21 protein-coding genes are annotated in these 18122 nt (G+C 57.7%); 15 read left to right on the forward strand and 6 right to left on the reverse strand.

Annotated elements, in window-relative coordinates; translation table 11 throughout:
• From K1Y02_18020 to K1Y02_18040, 5 genes are all read left to right on the forward strand, one after another.
• Positions 1-701, forward strand: a 701-nt coding sequence (locus tag K1Y02_18020; protein ID MBX7258265.1) for a hypothetical protein, incomplete at its 5' end; no start/stop codon positions are given.
• Positions 702-1731: 1030 nt separating this feature from the next.
• Positions 1732-2634 (forward strand): ABC transporter ATP-binding protein, encoded by a 903-nt coding sequence (locus K1Y02_18025; GenBank protein ID MBX7258266.1) that lies wholly within the window; start codon positions 1732-1734, stop codon positions 2632-2634.
• On the forward strand, positions 2631-3422 hold the full coding sequence (locus K1Y02_18030) for an ABC transporter permease (GenBank protein ID MBX7258267.1): 792 nt from the start codon (positions 2631-2633) through the stop codon (positions 3420-3422). Before K1Y02_18025 ends, K1Y02_18030 begins: the two co-directional genes overlap by 4 nt.
• Entirely contained in the window at positions 3419-4921 is a 1503-nt protein-coding gene (locus K1Y02_18035; protein MBX7258268.1) for a VCBS repeat-containing protein, read from the forward strand. Before K1Y02_18030 ends, K1Y02_18035 begins: the two co-directional genes overlap by 4 nt.
• Positions 4918-6264: a hypothetical protein gene (locus K1Y02_18040; protein ID MBX7258269.1), complete on the forward strand. Its 1347-nt coding sequence runs from the start codon at positions 4918-4920 to the stop codon at positions 6262-6264. The genes K1Y02_18035 and K1Y02_18040 overlap by 4 nt, the downstream gene beginning before the upstream one ends.
• Positions 6265-6308: 44 nt before the next feature.
• Here K1Y02_18040 and K1Y02_18045 read toward each other — a convergent pair whose 3' ends face one another.
• From K1Y02_18045 to K1Y02_18055, 3 genes are all read right to left on the reverse strand, one after another.
• A complete protein-coding gene (locus K1Y02_18045) occupies positions 6309-6605 on the reverse strand; it encodes a flagellar biosynthesis anti-sigma factor FlgM (GenBank protein MBX7258270.1) in 297 nt (98 codons plus the stop codon).
• 188 nt (positions 6606-6793) lie between these two features.
• Positions 6794-7954 carry an iron-containing alcohol dehydrogenase gene (locus K1Y02_18050; GenBank protein MBX7258271.1) on the reverse strand — a complete coding sequence of 387 codons (1161 nt, stop codon included), beginning with the start codon at positions 7952-7954 and terminating at the stop codon, positions 6794-6796.
• A 50-nt stretch (positions 7955-8004) separates the two neighbouring features.
• Entirely contained in the window at positions 8005-8478 is a 474-nt protein-coding gene (locus tag K1Y02_18055; GenBank protein ID MBX7258272.1) for a tetratricopeptide repeat protein, read from the reverse strand.
• A gap of 174 nt (positions 8479-8652) precedes the next feature.
• Here K1Y02_18055 and K1Y02_18060 point away from each other — a divergent pair, with 174 nt between their 5' ends.
• From K1Y02_18060 to K1Y02_18085, 6 genes are all read left to right on the forward strand, one after another.
• Positions 8653-8979, forward strand: coding sequence for a metalloregulator ArsR/SmtB family transcription factor (locus K1Y02_18060; protein ID MBX7258273.1), 327 nt, complete (start codon positions 8653-8655; stop codon positions 8977-8979).
• A 69-nt stretch (positions 8980-9048) separates the two neighbouring features.
• A complete protein-coding gene (locus K1Y02_18065; GenBank protein MBX7258274.1) occupies positions 9049-10350 on the forward strand; it encodes a permease in 1302 nt (433 codons plus the stop codon).
• A gap of 30 nt (positions 10351-10380) precedes the next feature.
• Complete coding sequence (locus K1Y02_18070) at positions 10381-10614, forward strand: TM0996/MTH895 family glutaredoxin-like protein (protein ID MBX7258275.1); 234 nt, start codon at positions 10381-10383, stop codon at positions 10612-10614.
• Positions 10615-10681: 67 nt separating this feature from the next.
• Positions 10682-11035 (forward strand): putative zinc-binding protein, encoded by a 354-nt coding sequence (locus K1Y02_18075; GenBank protein ID MBX7258276.1) that lies wholly within the window; start codon positions 10682-10684, stop codon positions 11033-11035.
• A gap of 85 nt (positions 11036-11120) precedes the next feature.
• The gene (locus tag K1Y02_18080; protein ID MBX7258277.1) at positions 11121-12491 is read left to right on the forward strand and encodes a hypothetical protein; all 1371 of its coding nucleotides are present in this window, start codon (positions 11121-11123) and stop codon (positions 12489-12491) included.
• A 54-nt stretch (positions 12492-12545) separates the two neighbouring features.
• Positions 12546-13244: a cytochrome c biogenesis protein CcdA gene (locus K1Y02_18085; GenBank protein ID MBX7258278.1), complete on the forward strand. Its 699-nt coding sequence runs from the start codon at positions 12546-12548 to the stop codon at positions 13242-13244.
• A 36-nt stretch (positions 13245-13280) separates the two neighbouring features.
• On the opposite strand, the gene K1Y02_18090 is transcribed toward K1Y02_18085, so the two are convergent.
• The 3 genes from K1Y02_18090 to K1Y02_18100 all read right to left on the reverse strand — a co-directional run bounded on the left by K1Y02_18090 (position 13281) and on the right by K1Y02_18100 (position 15902).
• Positions 13281-13484 (reverse strand): DUF2892 domain-containing protein, encoded by a 204-nt coding sequence (locus tag K1Y02_18090; GenBank protein MBX7258279.1) that lies wholly within the window; start codon positions 13482-13484, stop codon positions 13281-13283.
• 155 nt (positions 13485-13639) lie between these two features.
• Positions 13640-15097 (reverse strand): tryptophanase, encoded by a 1458-nt coding sequence (locus tag K1Y02_18095; GenBank protein ID MBX7258280.1) that lies wholly within the window; start codon positions 15095-15097, stop codon positions 13640-13642.
• 313 nt (positions 15098-15410) lie between these two features.
• A complete protein-coding gene (locus K1Y02_18100; GenBank protein ID MBX7258281.1) occupies positions 15411-15902 on the reverse strand; it encodes a DUF3592 domain-containing protein in 492 nt (163 codons plus the stop codon).
• Positions 15903-16317: 415 nt separating this feature from the next.
• Here K1Y02_18100 and K1Y02_18105 point away from each other — a divergent pair, with 415 nt between their 5' ends.
• From K1Y02_18105 to K1Y02_18120, 4 genes are all read left to right on the forward strand, one after another.
• Complete coding sequence (locus K1Y02_18105) at positions 16318-16668, forward strand: NADH-quinone oxidoreductase subunit A (protein ID MBX7258282.1); 351 nt, start codon at positions 16318-16320, stop codon at positions 16666-16668.
• Entirely contained in the window at positions 16659-17354 is a 696-nt protein-coding gene (nuoB, locus tag K1Y02_18110; protein ID MBX7258283.1) for an NADH-quinone oxidoreductase subunit NuoB, read from the forward strand. Before K1Y02_18105 ends, nuoB begins: the two co-directional genes overlap by 10 nt.
• On the forward strand, positions 17324-17794 hold the full coding sequence (locus K1Y02_18115) for an NADH-quinone oxidoreductase subunit C (protein ID MBX7258284.1): 471 nt from the start codon (positions 17324-17326) through the stop codon (positions 17792-17794). Before nuoB ends, K1Y02_18115 begins: the two co-directional genes overlap by 31 nt.
• Positions 17785-18122: hypothetical protein (locus K1Y02_18120; protein ID MBX7258285.1), on the forward strand; the 338-nt coding region annotated here is incomplete at its 3' end. The genes K1Y02_18115 and K1Y02_18120, both read left to right, overlap by 10 nt.

Genomic DNA, 18122 nt, shown 5'->3' on the forward strand with positions numbered 1-18122 from the left:
CCCTCCCCAGTGCAACGAACTCGCCCATATATATGGAGGTCACAAAACCCATGAACACGACAACCTGCTCCTCAACACCCAAACGCATTGGCGTGGTCGCCGCAATCCTCGGCATGTGGCTCAAGGAAACCAACCCCGACCTCACCCCAGACGAAAAGATCCGCGCCAAATACTTCTGCCGCGCCAAACTCAAGGAGGCCCGCCAACGCTACGGTCGCACGCCGCCCATAGACGTGCTGCTCGCCATCGGAGAGGCCGTCGCCCTGGAGACCCTCGCACACCGCGAGACCATGCAAACCCTCCGCCGCACAAGCCCCCTGTACGCCCACGAAGAACCGCAATCGCAAAGCGGCGAACCAGGCAAAGACGGCACAAATAAGACCAAAACCACGCCGACAAAGGGCCGCACGTCCGAAATCGAATCGTTGTACAAGACCCTCGAACAAGCGCGCAAAGCGCGGAAGGAAGCAGACGACCTGATTGACCGCGCCCCCAAAGAGTCGAATGCCAAGTCGAAATTCGGCATTTCACCGGAAGTACTAACGATGACCGACGAGGGCGATGAACTCATGAAGGAGGTATACGCCCTAGGCATCAAACGAAACGCGACCTACACGCCACCGCCGATGCCAGGCGCCCCCATCTTCATACCCGAAGCGGACTCCCGTGACCTCAAGGACGATTCCCCGCCATCGGGATAACGTTCTTAACCGGCCGCCATGCCCACGCGCTCGCGAAAAGCGGCCTCAAGGTCCTGCACCTGGGGCAATTCGCGCCGGCACCCGGTTGCGCCAGTGCAAATTACCGGCTCTTCATCGTGCTACTGAGCGGGGGACCGCGCCAGCGCGGGTTTTGATGGTGGAAACAACAGGCAGGGAGTCGGCCCTGACTCGGCAACGGACAACATGTGCTCTCGTTCACTACTCACACCGTGTGTTCCTCCCGCGCGCCGCACGGCGCAGAACATAACAGCCTGGGGCAGAGTCCTCCGAAGCCCCGAGACGCAGTCGAGGGGCGAAGGAGGACGACGCCCCAGGTCAGCTGTCCATCCCCAAGTGGCCGCTCTGAAGGAGCACCACATGCAAGAGGCTCGGCTTGTTTCTTAGGAGCGGAGCGAAGGATTTGGCAATAGACGCACCACACCCAATCACCGGGCGCTGCACTCCACTCGCTGCTTTGTTCAAGCCAGATTCTTCGCTACGCTCAGAATGACAAGTGCTTGTCTGTCTCTCACGCGCCGTTGTTCAACCGCTGCGGTGTGGCATATCAGTGGTAGAAACAGAAGCCAGGCGGACGGTCTTTTCTCTTGAGTGCCGTAGGCACGGCAGACTCCAGCCTGGGGTGAGATTCGCGGCAACGACGCGAATCGAAACCCCAGGTACCGGCCCCAACCAACGTGAGTCCTGTAAGGACGAAAGCAACGTATACCGCCCGTTTCTTAGGAGTCCCTGTACGCTTCACGAATTTCCCCGTGTTCCCAGTGTCCCCCGTGGTTTGAACTCATTCGAGCCTGAATGAACGGCCCCTCTGCACAATGCTGAATGCGCGTTGAGTTTCCCAAGGCAGAATCACGGCAAGAAAGGAGCCGCGTTTCATTGGCAGTTGTAAATGCTCACGTACAAATACTCGCCCCGATTCCACCGGGAATCCACTACTCCCACTTTTCTGACGCGCGTCCAGACTTGATCGGGAATTCGGAACTTTCCCCCGCAAAATGCTACAATCCGCCGCATGCCTCCGTGTATTCAAACGGATAAACTGACGAAATGCTACCGGTCGGTCGTGGCGGTTGGGGGATTGAGCCTGACCGTGAACGACGGCGAGGTACTTGGCTTGCTGGGCCCGAATGGGGCTGGCAAGAGTACCACGCTGTACATGCTGTGCGGCCTCGTTCCACCGACTTCCGGATCGGTGTCGCTATTCGGTAAAGACCTGTCGCGCAACTACTTGGAAGTAATGTCGCGCGTCGGGGTGCTCGTTGAGCGGCCCGCTTTTTACAACCATCTATCCGCGCGAACCAACCTGCAAATCCTGTCCCGATTATCTGGGCGCGAGGTCGCCATCGACCGCGCTCTGGACCGGGTCGGTCTGCTGCATGCAGCCAAGACCAAGGCGGGCGTGCTCTCGCACGGTATGCGGCAGCGGCTGGGTCTTGCTCAGGCATTGCTTACGGAGCCGGAACTTCTCATCCTCGACGAGCCGACAAGCGGACTTGACGTCGAGTCTACGAACGAAGTGCTGAAACTGCTGCGATTCCTGGCCGACGAGGCCAAGGTCACCATCGTGTTTTCGAGCCATTTGCTGCACGAGGTCGAGCTGCTGTGCGACCGCGTCGCGGTGCTGAACAAGGGCCGCTTAATCGCGTGCGATGAAACGGAGTCGCTGGTGTCGTTCGACCAGAGCCAGGTGGAAGTGCTCGTGGACTCGCCCGATGCAGCAGCCCGGCGCTTGGCCGAGCAGGCCTGGGTGGAATCGACGAAGGTCGACGCCGGCAGGGTCTATGTGAGGCTGAAGCAGGGCGCCACCCCGCACCAGTTGACGGCGTTCTTGGTATCCTCGGGCTATCGCATAACGGGTATCATCCCGCGCCGCCGCAGTCTGCAGGAATACTTCCTGAAGGTGTTGAACACGTGATTCAGCGCATCCTAACGGCATACTATGCCGAGTGCCTCAAGGCCATTCGGTGGAAGTTCTCCTACCTCGGCCCGGTGTTGGTCGTGGCGATGGTGCTGTTTGCTCCGCTGGTCCAGCCTATCCAACGCGACGGCTCCGGCGACTACGGGTTTATTGCCTTCGCCACGCCCATGGCGCTGAACCTGCTGGGGCTGATCCTGCTTTTGTCGTTCTGCGCGTGTCTGGTTTCGTCCGAAACCGCCTCGGGCACGATTCGGCTGGTGCTCGTGCGGCCCATCCTTCGCCATGAATACCTGGCGGCCAAGTTTCTCCTGGGGCTGTCTTACGCGCTCTTGCTGACGGTGATGACCGCAGTCACCTCATGGGTTCTGGTCGCCTTGTTTGGCGACCTCTCCGGGGTGGAATACGGCGGTGAGGTTTTGTATACCGGCACCCAAATGGCTACCACCTATTTCTTCGGCATCCTCCTGACGCTCGCCCCACAGGCCGCCGCGGTCGCTTACGCCATCTTCATTTCGGTGGTGACCCGCTCGACCGGGGCCAGCGTGGGCGCGTCCATCGGGATCTGGGTTGTCCTGGACGCGGTGAAATACCCGCTGCACATCGCGCCTATCCTCTTTTCCACCTACTTCGAGACGCCTTGGCAGGTGTTTACAAACCGGTGTTCGGGCATCGAGGCGACCTGGACGCCCGGCATTTACGGTTGTCTCGGTGCGTCGCTCGGGTCTTTCGCGGTGTTCACCATCCTCTCGGCGATCATTCTGCGCCGCCGGAACCTTCAGGGATGATCGCGGCACTCGTGCCGCTGGTCCTGTGCGGCCTTACATTTGTCGAGCAGGACATCCCTGATGTGGATTTGCGCAGTGTCGATCCGTTCTCCGGGCAGCACAATCCCAATTTCCTGCGCGCAGACTTCGACGGCGACGGTACTCTCGATCTGCTGTTGCCGAGGTACATCGCTTTCCAGCGCGGCAACGGATTCAGCAGAACGCAGATTGCACCCATTCCCGATTTTGGCGAGTCACCCCATTGCGATCTCTGGGGACGCGATATCTACCTCTGTCTGTCCAACCGTATCGAAATCGTCCGCTGGGACGGCACCGAGTGGAAACGCATCCTGAGCCAGCAGTTGGTCTGGCCCCCCGGGGCGCGGTTCAAGACGTTCGGCGAGCCACTCTACACGGACGACTCCAAGGCTCTCCGGTTCTTTAAGTTCCTGCAGGACCTGAACGGAGATGGGAAGCCGGAGATCATCGTACCCGCAAGCGATTCGGTGCACGTATACCGGCAGGGCGAACTGTTCTTTGAAGATGTCGCCCAATGGGACATATATCCCCCCGTGCAGATGATATCTTCCATGAAACCGATCTGGCCCGAACGCGCGAGAACAGTCGACGCCATGTGGTCAGGTTGGAGCTGCATGCTGCATGTCTCGGGTCCCATTCTTCTCACGGAAGTTGAAGATATGGAATCACTCGATTCTCCTACGGTGGAGTACCGCATCGAGACTCGCCGGCTGACCTTCGAGAGCGGATTTGCGGTGGCAGGAGAACCGGAGCCCCCGAAGGTCTACACGGTGCCCTCCAAAGCCAGCCGGTGCAAGCTCAATGAAGACGACGTGCCCGATTTCGTCAAGTACGAAGTCGAGAAATCGAAGACCGGCCCTATCCCGTTTCCCGTACTCACGCTTACGGTCTCGACGGATGGCGGGACCTCGTGGACTACGGTCCGCTCGTCGGTGATGATGCAGCAGTGCTTTTTCGCCGATATCAACGGCGACAAGCGGTTGGACATGATTGCAGAGTCCAACGGTCTGTTTCAGGGCGGTCTGCGCGAACTGGCAACATCCTATCTGACTGCGAGAAGCCTGACGCACACCATCAATATTGTCCCGCAGCAAGCCGATGGGAAGTTTATTCAGGGGCACGCGATTTCTGTTCGTTGCCCCATTCGAATTGACGCCCCGCCCATTCAGAATTCCCCCATGTTTGGCGCGTATCAAGCCGGTCTTCTGGTCAACCTCACCGGCGATTTCACCGGCGATGGACTGCTCGATCTGGCTGTTCACGAGACCCCCGACCGCATCGCCATTTATCCTAATACCGGGTCCGGCTTTGCCCTTTCGTCTATTGCCGTGGTGCAGACTTTACCGGACAGTGTATTTGGATTGGCCGATGTCGACGGGGACAAGCGCGCAGACATCGTCTTGCGCTCCAAGTCCGCCAGTGACGAGCTGCAATCGCCCGCACCGTCGCGCCTGTTTCTGTCGCGGGAGTCGACGCCATGATTTCCGCAAGCTATCTACTCACCGTACTCGCACTATCCTCGAATGCATTTGATGTTCAGACTGTGCCTGCGGAAGAAGCAAAGCCATACCTGTTTTACGCGCAGGGCGACGCTCAGGCTAATGCCGCAGTCTGCGCGCTGACCGGAAACACGCTCGTAATCTACTCGCGGTCCGGCGACGCCAAGACGCTGGCGCTTCCCGATGGAGTCGGGGCATTCGATATTGCTCCGCTAGAGGACGGAGGCGCTCCTCGGCTTGTCTGTTTGCGCGGTAGTCAGGTCTTCGCCATCCCGTTGGATGCCGCATCGGCGCAGCGCATTGAACCCGTGCCCTTGTTCGAGATTGAGAAACCTGTTCCCGGAATCTCTGCGCGTCCCTTTCCTCATGTAATGGTAGTCATGGATGAGGGACGGCGAGGAATCATGGTTCCCGTGCAAGGAGCCGAGGAATTTCGTGGCACTTCGGGTGAACTATTGAAGACCTACCCCTCCGCGCAAATCGAAGATGCGGATGACGCAGGGGTGCGTGTGTTTGCCAGCTTGCGGGGTCTTACCAGGCTTTCTCCCGGGGAATTGGCCTATCAGATTTCGGGTATGGGACCAATCGGTTCGGGACTTCCTGAAAATCTCACCGCGGAACGTTCAGAGGGCGGACACCACACGTACATATACGAACCGGAGTTTCCGCTTTCCAGGACGGACGTTACGCTACGTGTCGGATACGACTACCATCCGGCGACTTGGGACACCTTGCTTAAGATGCCGATGGTTGTGCCAAAAGGGAATGCGCCTTTAGCAGTTGACGAGCAAGAGAAGAAAGGCCCCGCACGCCGGTATCCGGGTACGCTGATGGTCGATCCGGAGTACTCGCCGGATTTCAACGGAGACGGTTACACCGATCTATTGCTTTGGAGTTCGCCGAAGCCGGGCATATCTATCGATTCGCTCATTCGTACGGCGGTCGGCAACACCTGGCCGGTGCGGATCACGATCCACCTGTATAGTCCCGACAAGAAACGCTTCGAGCCTGCCCCAATGACTTCTATCACGCTGCAAATCCCGGTGTTCTGGTTTGTGGACGTGGGAAAGGGGCATCCGTTTCCTCTGTGGCTTGCCCGCGACTTCGATGGCGACACAAAGACGGATTTGCTGTTGCCTGCAAGTGACAGCTCGCTCTCGGTGTGGCTTGCTGTGGATGGGTTCAAGGCTGCGCCGTCGGATACCCTGTCGTTTCTGGAGCCATTGCAGGGGATCGTCGCGTCATCGGAAACCGATGCGAAAGGAAGAACCGGGCTCGTAATTCAAGGGCAGAATCGATTGTTCATCCTTTGGCCAAAACAATAGATCGAGCCCGGTTACGAGTGACCAATCAGAGGTAGGGGGCCGAATTACCCGAGCAGTTGGCTCAGTTTCTTCGCGACCGCTTCGACAACTTCGGGCTTCTTGTAGTTGCCCTGTTCCAAGGCCTGACGCGCAGCCTCTACGCGTTCGTTCCGGACATCCGGCTCCTGCTTCGCAACTTGCACCAGTTGCTGGAGGCGTGCCGCAGCCTGCGCCTCGGAACTAATCAGGACATCGTCTTTGCCGACGGTAGTCTGGGAATCGTCGCGTCGACGGTCCTTGACGTTCGAAGGACGGTCGGGAGCGGGTTCGGGAATTCCGCCTAATCCTTGTATACCGACCATGTGTCCTCTCCTCAAATCATCTTCAACCCTCTTGCGGGTTGTCTACATTCGGTTTATCGGCAGATCGCGTCAAAACCTTAAGCGGCGCAAGTGCTTTAATTCCATCTAGTTAAGAGAATGCCACAATTTTTCGCCAATAATCAAGGCCAATTTTCTTCAAATTAGCCGACGAATTAAAGCCCGAGAAATCAGACAATTCCTCCTTCGGACGACTGCCGATAGAATGCCTCTATCAGATCCTGCGTAATATTCCCGATTTGGTTCCTGTAGCGATACGGGTCCGCCGCGACCTCTTTGGCGAAAGTTGCCAAGCGCGACTCGTCCACCCCGTGGTCCTTGGCTGCCGGGGAGGTGTCGAGTTCTCGGAAGAGGGCGTGAAGTTCATGCGCTACCTGGGTAACCGGCGATGCGTTCGTTTGAGTCCGCCCCGAAAGGGCCTCGACAATCGTGCGCACTTTCTCCGGGGCCTCTTGCGCATTGAACTGAAAGAGCGGAGTCAGAAGCAGGCCGTTGGCGAGTCCGTGCTGAATGCCGAACTCCAACGTGTAGTAATACCCCATGCCGTGAACGAGGGTGGTTCCGGTTTGCGCAATCACGCACCCGGAAAGCATGGCTGCGTACAGCATTTCGGAACGAGCTTCGAGGTCGTCTCCGTCTTGTGCCGCCCGTGGAAGGAAGGTTCTGACGCGACGAATCGTGTCCAGGGCAAGCGTGTCGCTGACGGGAGTCGACTTATGGGAGACAATCCCTTCCATGGCTTGGCTCAGTGCGTCGAGTCCGGTGCTGACAGTCACGGAGCGGGGCATTGGCCGCGTCAGCTCCGGGTCGAGCAGCGCGACGCGCGGAAACAGTGCCTTGGCGGTAATGGTGCGCTTGGTATTGTCGGCGTTGTCGACAATGACCGCATACGGCGTGACTTCGCTGCCGGTGCCCGCAGTGGTCGGGACTGCGACGATGGGCAACGCGCCGTGTTTGAGTTTCTCGGAACCGAAATACGCATTGCAGCGTCCGGAGTTGGCTGCCAAGGCGGCTACGGCTTTGGCGACGTCCATCGGACTGCCCCCGCCAATTGCGACGACGCAGTCGCAGCCTAATTGTCTGCATTGATCGGCGGCGTGTTCGCACGTTGCCGTGCCGGGGTTCTCTTCAACGGCGTCGAAAACCGCGGCGCGAGGCAATTGGGCTAAGGCCCTGTCCAACGCGCCGATGGCACGCGCTGAATTCTTTCCTGTTACGATGAAAGGACGTTTGCCAAACGGGCGGATAACGTCGGCGAGCTGATCAAAACAGCCTGCCCCGAAGACAATTTCCGTCGGCATGGCATACCGAAACGAGGAGGGTATCGGCATCGACAACAGGACTCTCCCGTAGTGTCGCCCGGCGATAGGTCTTGGCCGGTTTACTTCTTGAAACGGTCTTCCAACTCCGCGATGACTTCCTCTTTCTTCAACTTGATTGCGTGCAGATGCTTCTCGGCCCTGGCGGCCGCATCGCTTCCCGGCGCCAATTTGATCGCCTGCAGCCAATACTGCGTGGCGTCGCGGACTTTCTCTTGCTTGTACAGCGCGCTTCCCAAGTAGGTATAGGCGAGGGGATACGTCGCGTCCGAGACGATTGCCTGGCGGAAGTACTCCTCGGCCTTCGCGAAGTTCTTTTCATTGTACGCGCGGCGGCCCTTTTCGGTCAGCCGCGTCGCTTCCAGATACCTGCCCTCGCTTTTGGCGTTCTTGACTGCTCGCTTCAGCTTGTCGGTGTCCTTGGAGACGCTTTCGACGACATCGTCCAGCGTTTCCTGCCTCAGCAACAAACGTTTTCCGTGCGTCGCAACGTTCCGTGCAAACGTGCTTGCGCTTCTAAATAGACTCTTTCCCATATCTCAACCAGTCCTGCTGCAAGTCTACCACACGAAGGTGATGCCGACAATTCCGGGCAGATGAGGTCATTGTCCTGCAAGATTCAGGGACCCATAGGACCAGGAACGGCTCGGCGGGTTGACATTGCATGGCTATTTGTGTATACTTGCAAATAGGCATAAAGAGGAAGCCTCATGGACGACAAAACCCAGGCCCGGTGCGAAGCGCGGGCGCAGATTTTTAAGGCACTCGGACATCCTGCGCGCCTGTTCATGGTCGAAGAGCTGTCCAAGGGGGAGCGGTGTGTCTGTGAGCTGGCGGAACTCGTGGGGATGGATATGTCCACGGTTTCGCGCCACCTGACGGTGCTCAAAACGGCGGGGATTGTGAAGGACGATAAGAGGGGTTTGCAGGTCTTTTATACGTTGCGGATTCCTTGCGTGCTGAACCTCTTCGGTTGTATCGAGACAGTACTGGAGACCAACGCGAAGGGTCACATGGCGCTTCTGCGCCAGGTGTGAGGGTAGGTCTCTTTTTTTGAAGACTAATTGCATATTTTGCCAAATACGGCATTAATGCTTGGGGGCGGTATGGATTGGAAGAAAGAGTGGAAGACGCTGGCGTGGATTGTCGCCGCGTTTCTAGCGTGCTTCTATCTGCCCATCGGGTGGGCGCGGTTCGATCACGCGGTTATGGAATCGCTGCACCTCGTCAAGTGGTACGCCCGCGAACACGTGATGCTTTGCCTTGTGCCCGCCTTCTTCATTGCGGGGGCGATTGCGGTATTCATCAGCCAGGCGGCGGTGATGAAGTATTTGGGCGCGAACGCGCCCAAATTGCTGGCGTATGGAGTCGCTTCGGTTTCCGGAACCATACTCGCCGTGTGCTCGTGCACGGTGCTGCCGCTCTTCATGGGCATTTACCGTATGGGGGCGGGTTTGGGTCCGGCCACGGCGTTTCTTTATTCCGGTCCGGCGATCAACGTTTTAGCCATTGTGCTGACCGCGCGCGTACTTGGGCTTCAAATGGGGGTGGCACGTGCGGTAGGCGCCGTAACCTTCAGCGTAATCATTGGCCTTGCGATGCACTGGATTTTTCGCAAGGAGGAATTGGAGAAGGCGAAAGTGGCAGCTTCGCTTCCCGAACCGGATGCCGTGCGGCCGCTCTGGCAGAACGTTCTCTACTTCGGTTCGATGGTGGCCATACTCGTGTTCGCGAACTGGGGAAAACCGTCTCAAGAGGTTGGGCTCTGGTACACAATCTATGCGTGGAAATGGGGGATAACGGCAGCATGCGCCGTAGGATTGGGCGCGATCCTGGTTGCGTGGTTTCACGTCCGATGGTGGAAGATGGCCGCTACGGGTCTGGTTATGGCGGGATTTGCGATGACGTTTCCGCACGAGCCCATCATTCCATTTACGGCTGCGGTGATTGCCTTCTCTATTCTCGCGAACACCGATAACGATGAAATGCAGACGTGGTTTGCATCGACGTGGACGTTTGCGAAGCAGATTTTGCCACTTCTGCTTTTCGGGGTGCTGGCTGCCGGGTTCTTGCTTGGTCGTCCCGGCGAAGAAGGGCTTATCCCCAACGCGTGGATCGTGCAGCTCGTGGGCGGCAACTCGCTTTGGTCGAACCTGTTCGCGTCTGTAGTAGGCGCATTCATGTATTTCGCAACCTTGACCGAAGTGCCGATTCTGCAAGGTTTGATGGGTAGCGGCATGGGCAAAGGTCCCGCGCTGGCGCTGTTGCTGGCGGGGCCTGCGTTGAGTCTGCCGAGCATGCTCGTAATTCGCGGTGTGCTGGGCACGAAGAAGACCGTGGTCTATGTCGGTCTCGTCATTGCGATGGCAACGATTAGTGGTCTGTTGTTTGGAATGATCGCGGGCTGACGTCCCTCGTTGAGAAAGGAAATCACTGCCATGAAGAAGCTTCAAATCCTCGGAACAGGCTGCCCAAAGTGCCAAAAGCTGGCGGAAACAGCGGAGGCAGCGGCACAAGAGCTGGGCATCGAGTATGAACTGGAGAAGGTAAAGGAAATCGATCGGATCATGGCATTCGGAGTGATGCTTACTCCGGCGCTGGCCGTGGACGGGGAAGTGAAAGTATCGGGCAAGGTGCCATCCGTCCAGGAAATTAAAGAGATGATCGTGTAACTATCGAAAAAGGAGACGAGTCATGTCAGGTCAGTGTTCGTGTGGATGCGCGCCAGCAAAGGTCAACATGGTGTTTGCGTGTTCGGGCGCGTCGGACGTGGGCGGCATCACAGATCAGGCTGCGCGCAAACTCTCTCGCGAGAAAGTCGCTTCGATGAGCTGCGCCGCCGCGGTCGCCGCGGGAATTCCGGACATTCTCAAGAAAGTCCAGTCGGCGGACTCGGTTCTCGTGTTGGATGGTTGCGACCACGAATGTGCCGCCGTCGTGATGCGAAAGGGCGGCTTTGAGAAGTTCGCTCACGTTCGCTTGAAGGAGCTTGGTCTGGAGAAGGGCAAGTCGCCCGCGACGGAAGAGAATATTGCGAGGGTAACCGTTGCCTGCTCCGACGTGCTCGAAGGCAAGTCCAGCATCACGACATAGGTTCAAGATGGTGTACAGGGGAGCGGCCCAGATGCGAGTGGTGTTCTTGTGAATCGCCGCGCGAACAGGGCCGAGGGAGGTTCCGATGGTAGAAGGCGATAGTGCCCAAAGACGCTCATCACGAGGGGCTAGAAGTGCGGTCATCGTGGCGATTCTGGCTGTGGCAATAGCAGGCGTCCTGTATGCCAAAGGGAGGGGCTCGGCGTTGCAGAATGCGCGGGCAAGTGCATCTGCGGCGGATACATCCGAAAAGACCGAGGCAACCGACAGCGCGACGGCCAGCGCAGTACCCACCCCGGTCACGCCGGCGCCGGCCACCGCTCCTCTTCCGCGTCTCGTTGACTTGGGAGCGGACAAGTGCGTGCCGTGCAAAATGATGGCGCCGATACTCGAGGAGTTGAAGAAGGAGTACGCGGGCAAACTTGAGGTGCAGTTCATCGATGTGTGGAAGAACCCTGATGCGGGCAAGGCCTATCAGCTTGAAGTGATTCCGACACAGATCTTCTTCGACGCCGCGGGGAAAGAACGCTTTCGACACGAGGGATTCCTGGCCAAGGAAGACATTCTGGCCAAGTGGAAAGAGCTGGGCGTTGACCTCGGCGCTGCGGCCCCTTCGGAGCCGGCGTTCAGCCGCTGGGAGCCGGTTAAGCCTGACGACCGCTCCAAGGACAAGATCTGCTACTTGTGCGACAAGGATGTAGACCCTCGAACGCGTGCGATCATGAAGACTCCTGCCGGCGACGTGAACTTCTGCTCACCTCACTGCTACCTCATCACGTATGCGAGTCTCACGGATGACAAGAAGAGTCACGACAACGCTTCCGTGACGAATTGGGCATCCGACACGCTGCTTCCCGCGTCGAGTGCAATCTACCTCTACGGCGTGAATGCCGATGGGTATCCCCTCATTAAGGCGTTTTCTGACGAGAACTCCGCGAAGACCGAACAGCAGGCGTCGGGAGGCAATCTGCTGACGTGGGCGAAGCTTGAGGAAAAAGAGATGGCGAACCGGTGCGGTTTTTGTGACCGGCCCGTTTATCCGGAGGACGCTTCGATTGTGCGCGTCGAAGGCATGCAGACGTGGGGGTGTTGCGTGATGTGCGCACTGGGCGTTGCGGCGCGTACGGGTAAGGATATTGAGGTTGAAGCCAAGGACGCGTTGACGGGAGAGAAGATACGCGTTACCACGAGCGGCGGACATGTTGCGGAACTGGAGCCAAAGACGGCTGTGGCGTGGGCAGGCGCGAAGAAAGACGCTGAAGGGAAGACCGCGTCTACCGGTTGTTTCAAGCAGGCGTTCTTCGTGAATGATGTGAACTTGAAGAAATGGGTAGACGAGCATCCATCCGCAACCGGTCAGCAGGTGACCATGGAGAAGGCGCTGGCTTCGAAGATGAGTCTGACCCCGCAGCAGATCAGCAAGGCCTGCAAGATCGGCGAGTGCGTTCCTAAATAGACCGAGAGAGGCGTCATGTAGTCGAATGCGGAGGCGCACAGAAGGCGGCCCTATATGCAGGATCTGTTCACATTCTTGACCCGTGCGGTTGAAGGCAGCGCGACGATCGCGCTGACCGCGTCGTTCTTGTGGGGAGTGCTCAGCATTCTGCTCAGTCCGTGTCACCTCGCGAGCATCCCTCTGATTATCGGATTCATCAGCGGACAGGGCCGTGTCAGCGCACGGCAGGCATTTGGAACCGCGTTTCTTTTTGCGGTAGGCATTCTCATCACGATTGCCGCTATTGGCCTCATCACGGCAGCGGTTGGCCGTATGCTTGGCGATGTAGGCCGCTTCGGCAACTACGTTGTCGCGGCGGTCTTCTTCGTGGTGGGACTCCATTTGCTCGACGTTATCCCCATGCCTTGGTCGGGGCCCGGCCAGGTGGGGATGAAACGAAAAGGCGCGTTCGCCGCATTCATTCTCGGACTTGTATTCGGTATTGCTTTGGGTCCCTGTACCTTTGCGTACATGGCGCCAATGCTTGGCGTGACGTTCAGACTTTCTTCCACGAACATGTCGTACGGTGTTGCGCTTTTGACGGCCTATGGGATTGGCCATTGTTCGGTCATCGTTTTTGCGGGGACATTCAGTCAATGGGTTCAGCGTTACCTGAATTGGAACGAACGCTCCCAGGGGACTACATGGATAAAGCGAACCTGCGGCGTGCTTGTTCTCGCGGGCGGACTGTGGATGATCTACACCGCGCCATGAGCCTTCTCTGCTTTCATCGGGGCGCCTTGCGGCTTGTCAGGCCTTCTGAGGCCTCTTGGCGATGCCTGCTTTCTCGAGGATGATCTCCATCAGGCACCACTGAGTGAACGCAGACTGCAGAAGATTCGCTCCCACAAAAACGGTGAACAGCAGCCAGTAATGGCTTACCCAATACGCCAAAGCCACACTGAGCAGAATGAAGGTTCCCGCAATCATCCGGATATAGCGTTCCATTGACATGGCATGCATCTCCGCTTTGACCCACACCTTTGCATTCAGTATCGCTCTAAGATTACGGAAGAGCAAGCGAGTGTGTTGGCATGCAATGTTGGCTGTTGGCCCAAATGGAAAGAGGGCGGGCATGAAAGCCCGCCCTCCGAACAGCAAAGCGAATATTACAGGCTGTTGCCGAAGTCTTTCCGGAACTTCGCAAGGAGCGCTTCGGGCCACGGCGACGTCGGCTCGAGCTTGCCCAGGAAGAAGCGCAGCACTTTGGGTTCATAGGCAAAGCGCAAGCCGCCCACGAGATTGCGGTTGGCATACAGCCATTCGAGGCGGTCGGCAACATACTTGACCTGCGAGAGCGTGAACACGCGGCGCGGCATGGCCAACCGCATGAGTTCCAGATCCGAATACAAGTCGTTGCCTTGGGCATCGCGAACGCTCGAAACCGTTCCACGTTCCATACCACGTACACCGGAGATGAGGTAGAACGCCGCGACGAGCGCGCCGGCCGGGTATTCGGCTTGCGGGACATGCGACAAGAAGCCCGTCGCATCGACGTGGCAACCCAGACCGCCGGCAGGCGTGATCACGGGAATGCCCTTCGCATCCAGCGTATCCACCAGGAACTTGATGAACGACGGAGACTGGCTGATGCAGGTCTCGTCGGTCGTTTCGCGCAGACCGACAGCCATGGCTTCGATTTCGCGTACGGACATACCGCCGTAGGTAAGGAATCCTTCGTAGAGGATAATGAGGTCTTTCAACTTGTCGAACAGCTCGATACTGTTCGTCGCAATACCGCCGCCACGAGTGGAACTCACCTTGCGGCTGGAGAAGTAGATGAGGTCGGACAAGTCGCACATGAGCAGCAGAATGTCCTTGATGGGCGTGTTCTTGAACTCTTCTTCGCGTTGCTTCACGAAGTAGGCGTTTTCGCCGATAAGGCTTGCGTCGAGCACCAAGGGAATGCCGTGCTCGTTACAGATAGCGCGCACCTCGCGCATGTTTGCGATAGAGAAGGGTTGGCCGCCGATGAGGTTCGTCGACGCTTCCATGCGAACAAACGGCACGTGTTCTTTTCCGTGCGTCTTAATCACATCCTTCAACTTCTGGATGTCGATGTTCCCCTTAAACGGGAACGAGCTCTTAATCTTGAGAGCTTCGTCCGTGAAAATCTCGAGGATGGTGCCGCCGGGGATCTCGATGTGGGCTTTCGTCGTGGTGAAGTGATAATTCATGGGGACGTAATCGCCGGGCTTCACGAACGCCTGGAAGATGACGTGTTCGGCGGCGCGGCCTTGGTGCGCGGGAAGTACGTACTTCTTGCCGAACACCTCTTCAACGGCCTCCTGCATGCGAGTGAAGCTCTGCGAGCCCGCGTACGCGTCGTCGGCACTCAGCATCGAAGCGATTTGGCGATCGCTCATTGCATTGGTGCCGCTGTCCGTGAGCATGTCCAGGAACACGTCGCGTGTACTCAGTAAGAACGAGTTGAAGCCTGCTTCACGAATGGCGCGCAGGCGTTCTTCGATGGGGATGAGATTCAACTTCTGCACAATGCGGACTTTGTGCAATTCAACGGGAATCTCCTCTCCGGAGAAGAATCGAATTACGGGCGACTGTTCCATAGCTTTGGCTCCTTTACCTGGCTCAACGCAGTCTGACAATGGTTCGAGCCCTTGAGGGCGGATTTGGCCTTGAGGCGGGCGCAGGACGCAATTCAACCTTTGACTGGTCCTGCCACAAGGAATCCCCCTTTCTAGTCTTAATCCGAGATGACCCCCACCTCGGTCTACGCTGCCGCAGCAGTGCCCTCGTACTGACCATGCCCGATGGAGTGGAAGGCATTCGAGATACCGCCGAACAACCGCGCCTGAGTATTAGCGTAGCCCGCACACACTTCTGGAATCAACTGGACGGTGTCTCGAGCACGTTATCTCCTCAGTGATTGCGCCACGCGGGATAGATGATCAGGCAATAGGCGCCGCCTACAAGCAGCCCTGCCACCGAAAGAAGGAAGTACTTGAGCTGGGACTCCTCCAACAGGGGGTGCAGCACACTGCGTTGTGGATTGGCAGGATCATAAGCGACGACGAGGGGGTGGCCAGGCTTGGTGATTTCCTCAAGACGGTCCGGCGGCAGTGCATTGGGGCTGCCGACCTCAGGCCAGAACCCCTCGAAGGTGCCTTGAAAGGTGACCGTGCCGACCAAATACTGATACTGGGCTCTCACTTTCGGGTCATAGCGTTCCGCATTGTAGTGGGTGCTGAGGATCTTTCCCGAGAGGATGCTTCCCGGTGCGTTGTTCCAAACAGGGCGGTTAAGCCTTAGCCACCAATACGAGATAGGAAGCATGGCAACCACCACCGCCAGGACGAAAAGGACCTCAGCGATCCCTGGCTTGCGCCAACGGTGCCTCTTTCGCAACGACATGCGAGTTCCCCACTTCCACGATACCTTACATGCCCATTCTTTAGCGAAGCGTCACACTTGTCAAGCGTAATCTCTGAGAGTCGTCTGGCGTGTGATTGCGGACGCCGTGGGCAGTACACGGTTTTCCGATACAGCGCGGGTAAACAGAACGCGCTCGATGCTCTGGAAGCACACGCAGATCTGCACACCCTTGTCTTGAGCAGATGTGTCCTGTGTCGTGAACTCTGGAAACAAAGCAACGTCGCTAATTTCGATAACTAGTTACACACAAGTCGCTTACGTATCCGGCTAATTCGGACAGTGGTTGGCGTAAATCTTGCTTAAGTCTTCCTTGTGGTTGGCTGAAAGGTCTCTTTACCGATTTCTGTAGTACGTAGTACCGAGGGTGATTTTTTGTCTCGCAAGGACTAGTGCGATGGACTATTTTGTGATCTTATTGTTGGCCGGGCTATCCGCTCTTTTTGTGGCGGGCGGCTTGATCACGTCTCGACTGCTTGCCCCCAGCAATCCCGGGCCTGTCAAGAACTCGCCGTATGAATGCGGGGAACTCCCCATCGGTCACGCGTGGGTTCAGTATAACGTCGGGTACTACTTGTTTGGACTGCTCTTCCTGGCTTTCGATGTGGAAGCGGCATTTCTGTATCCGTGGGCGGTGGCGTTTCGCGATGTGGGTTTGGCCGGGTTCATTGAGGTTGTAATATTCCTCTTTGTTCTCATCGTCGGCTTGATCTATGCCTGGCGCAAGGGCGTACTTGAATGGGTCTAGTCGTCGATAAAGTCCCTGCAATCATTGAGCGGGTTCCAGGCGGATCCATCATGGTTACGTCGATGGATGCCGCCATCAATGCTGCCCGCGCGAATAGCCTGTGGCCGCTCATGTTCGGCACGAAGTGCTGCGCGATTGAGATGCTGATGGCGACGAACGGCGCTCACCAGGACTTATCGCGATTCGGCGCGGAGGTTGCGCGCGCGTCGGTGCGCCAAGCGGACCTCATGGTCGTGGCAGGGGCAATCGTCAAAAAGATGGCCCCGCGCATGCGCATTCTTTACGACCAGATGGCCGAACCAAGGTATGTCATGGCAACGGGTTCATGCGCCATCAGCGGCGGTCCGTTCATGTATCACTCGTATACGATCGTTCGCGGCGCCGATGAAATCGTGCCCGTGGACGTGTATGTGCCGGGATGTCCTCCCCGGCCGGAAGCGTTTTTCTGGGGGCTGCTTCTCTTGCAGAAGATGATCAAAGAAGGGGAGTCGGTTCGCCAGCCGGGGATTCGCCGCAAGCCTGTCATGGCTGCGATTCCTAACGGAATCACCGTAGGTGACATCCAGGAGGAAATGCGCAAGATCTTGGAGCAGGACAACGTGATCGACGTAGAAGCCGAGGCCGCAAAACGGCCTTGGGCGCGAAGAGTCAAGGAATGGATGCAGCGTCACTCATCGAAATCGTAACCGGGCTGGCACCCGGCATCGTGCGCGTGGAGGAGAGCGGTATGCCCGCGGTCTCCGTCGCGCTGGATGGTCTTTACGATTTGCTGCGATGGCTTCGCGACGACCATCGTCTTCGGTTTGACCTTCTACTGACGCACACGGCGGTCGACTGGCCGGAACGCGATCGGTTTGAGTTGGTCTACGTGATGTATTCAACGGAGCACGGGCATCACTTGATCGCGACGGCGGAAATATCCCGTTCCAACCCGGTCGCTCCCACAGCGAGCGACATTTGGCCGATTGCGCACTGGCAAGAACGCGAAGTCTACGACATGTTCGGCATCCAATACGATGGACATCCCGACCTGCGGCGTCTCTTCCTTGAAGATGACTGGTCCGGTTACCCGCTGCGCAAGGACTACCAGGACGAGCACATGCTGGAGCGACCGGTATGGCCGTAATCGTTCGTAATCTCGACGAAGTCCTTGAGTCGACGCCGGCATCGGAGAACCCGCTGGCCACGGAAGAGTATTTCGTCAACATGGGGCCCCAGCACCCCATTGCCCACGGGTCGCTCCGCATCGTACTTCGTCTCGACGGTGAAACCGTAAAAGAAGTAATCCCCGTGCCCGGATTCGTGCATCGCGGCATCGAGAAAATGTGCGAGCACTTCACCTACCGCCAGATTGTCACGATGACGGATCGTCTCGACTATCTCTCGGCGCTCATGAACAACTGGCTCGTCGCGAAGACGGTGGAGAAAGCCGCCAACATCGAAACGAATGCCCG

Source organism: Candidatus Hydrogenedentota bacterium, from assembly GCA_019695095.1.
In the GTDB taxonomy this organism is placed as follows: domain Bacteria; phylum Hydrogenedentota; class Hydrogenedentia; order Hydrogenedentales; family SLHB01; genus JAIBAQ01.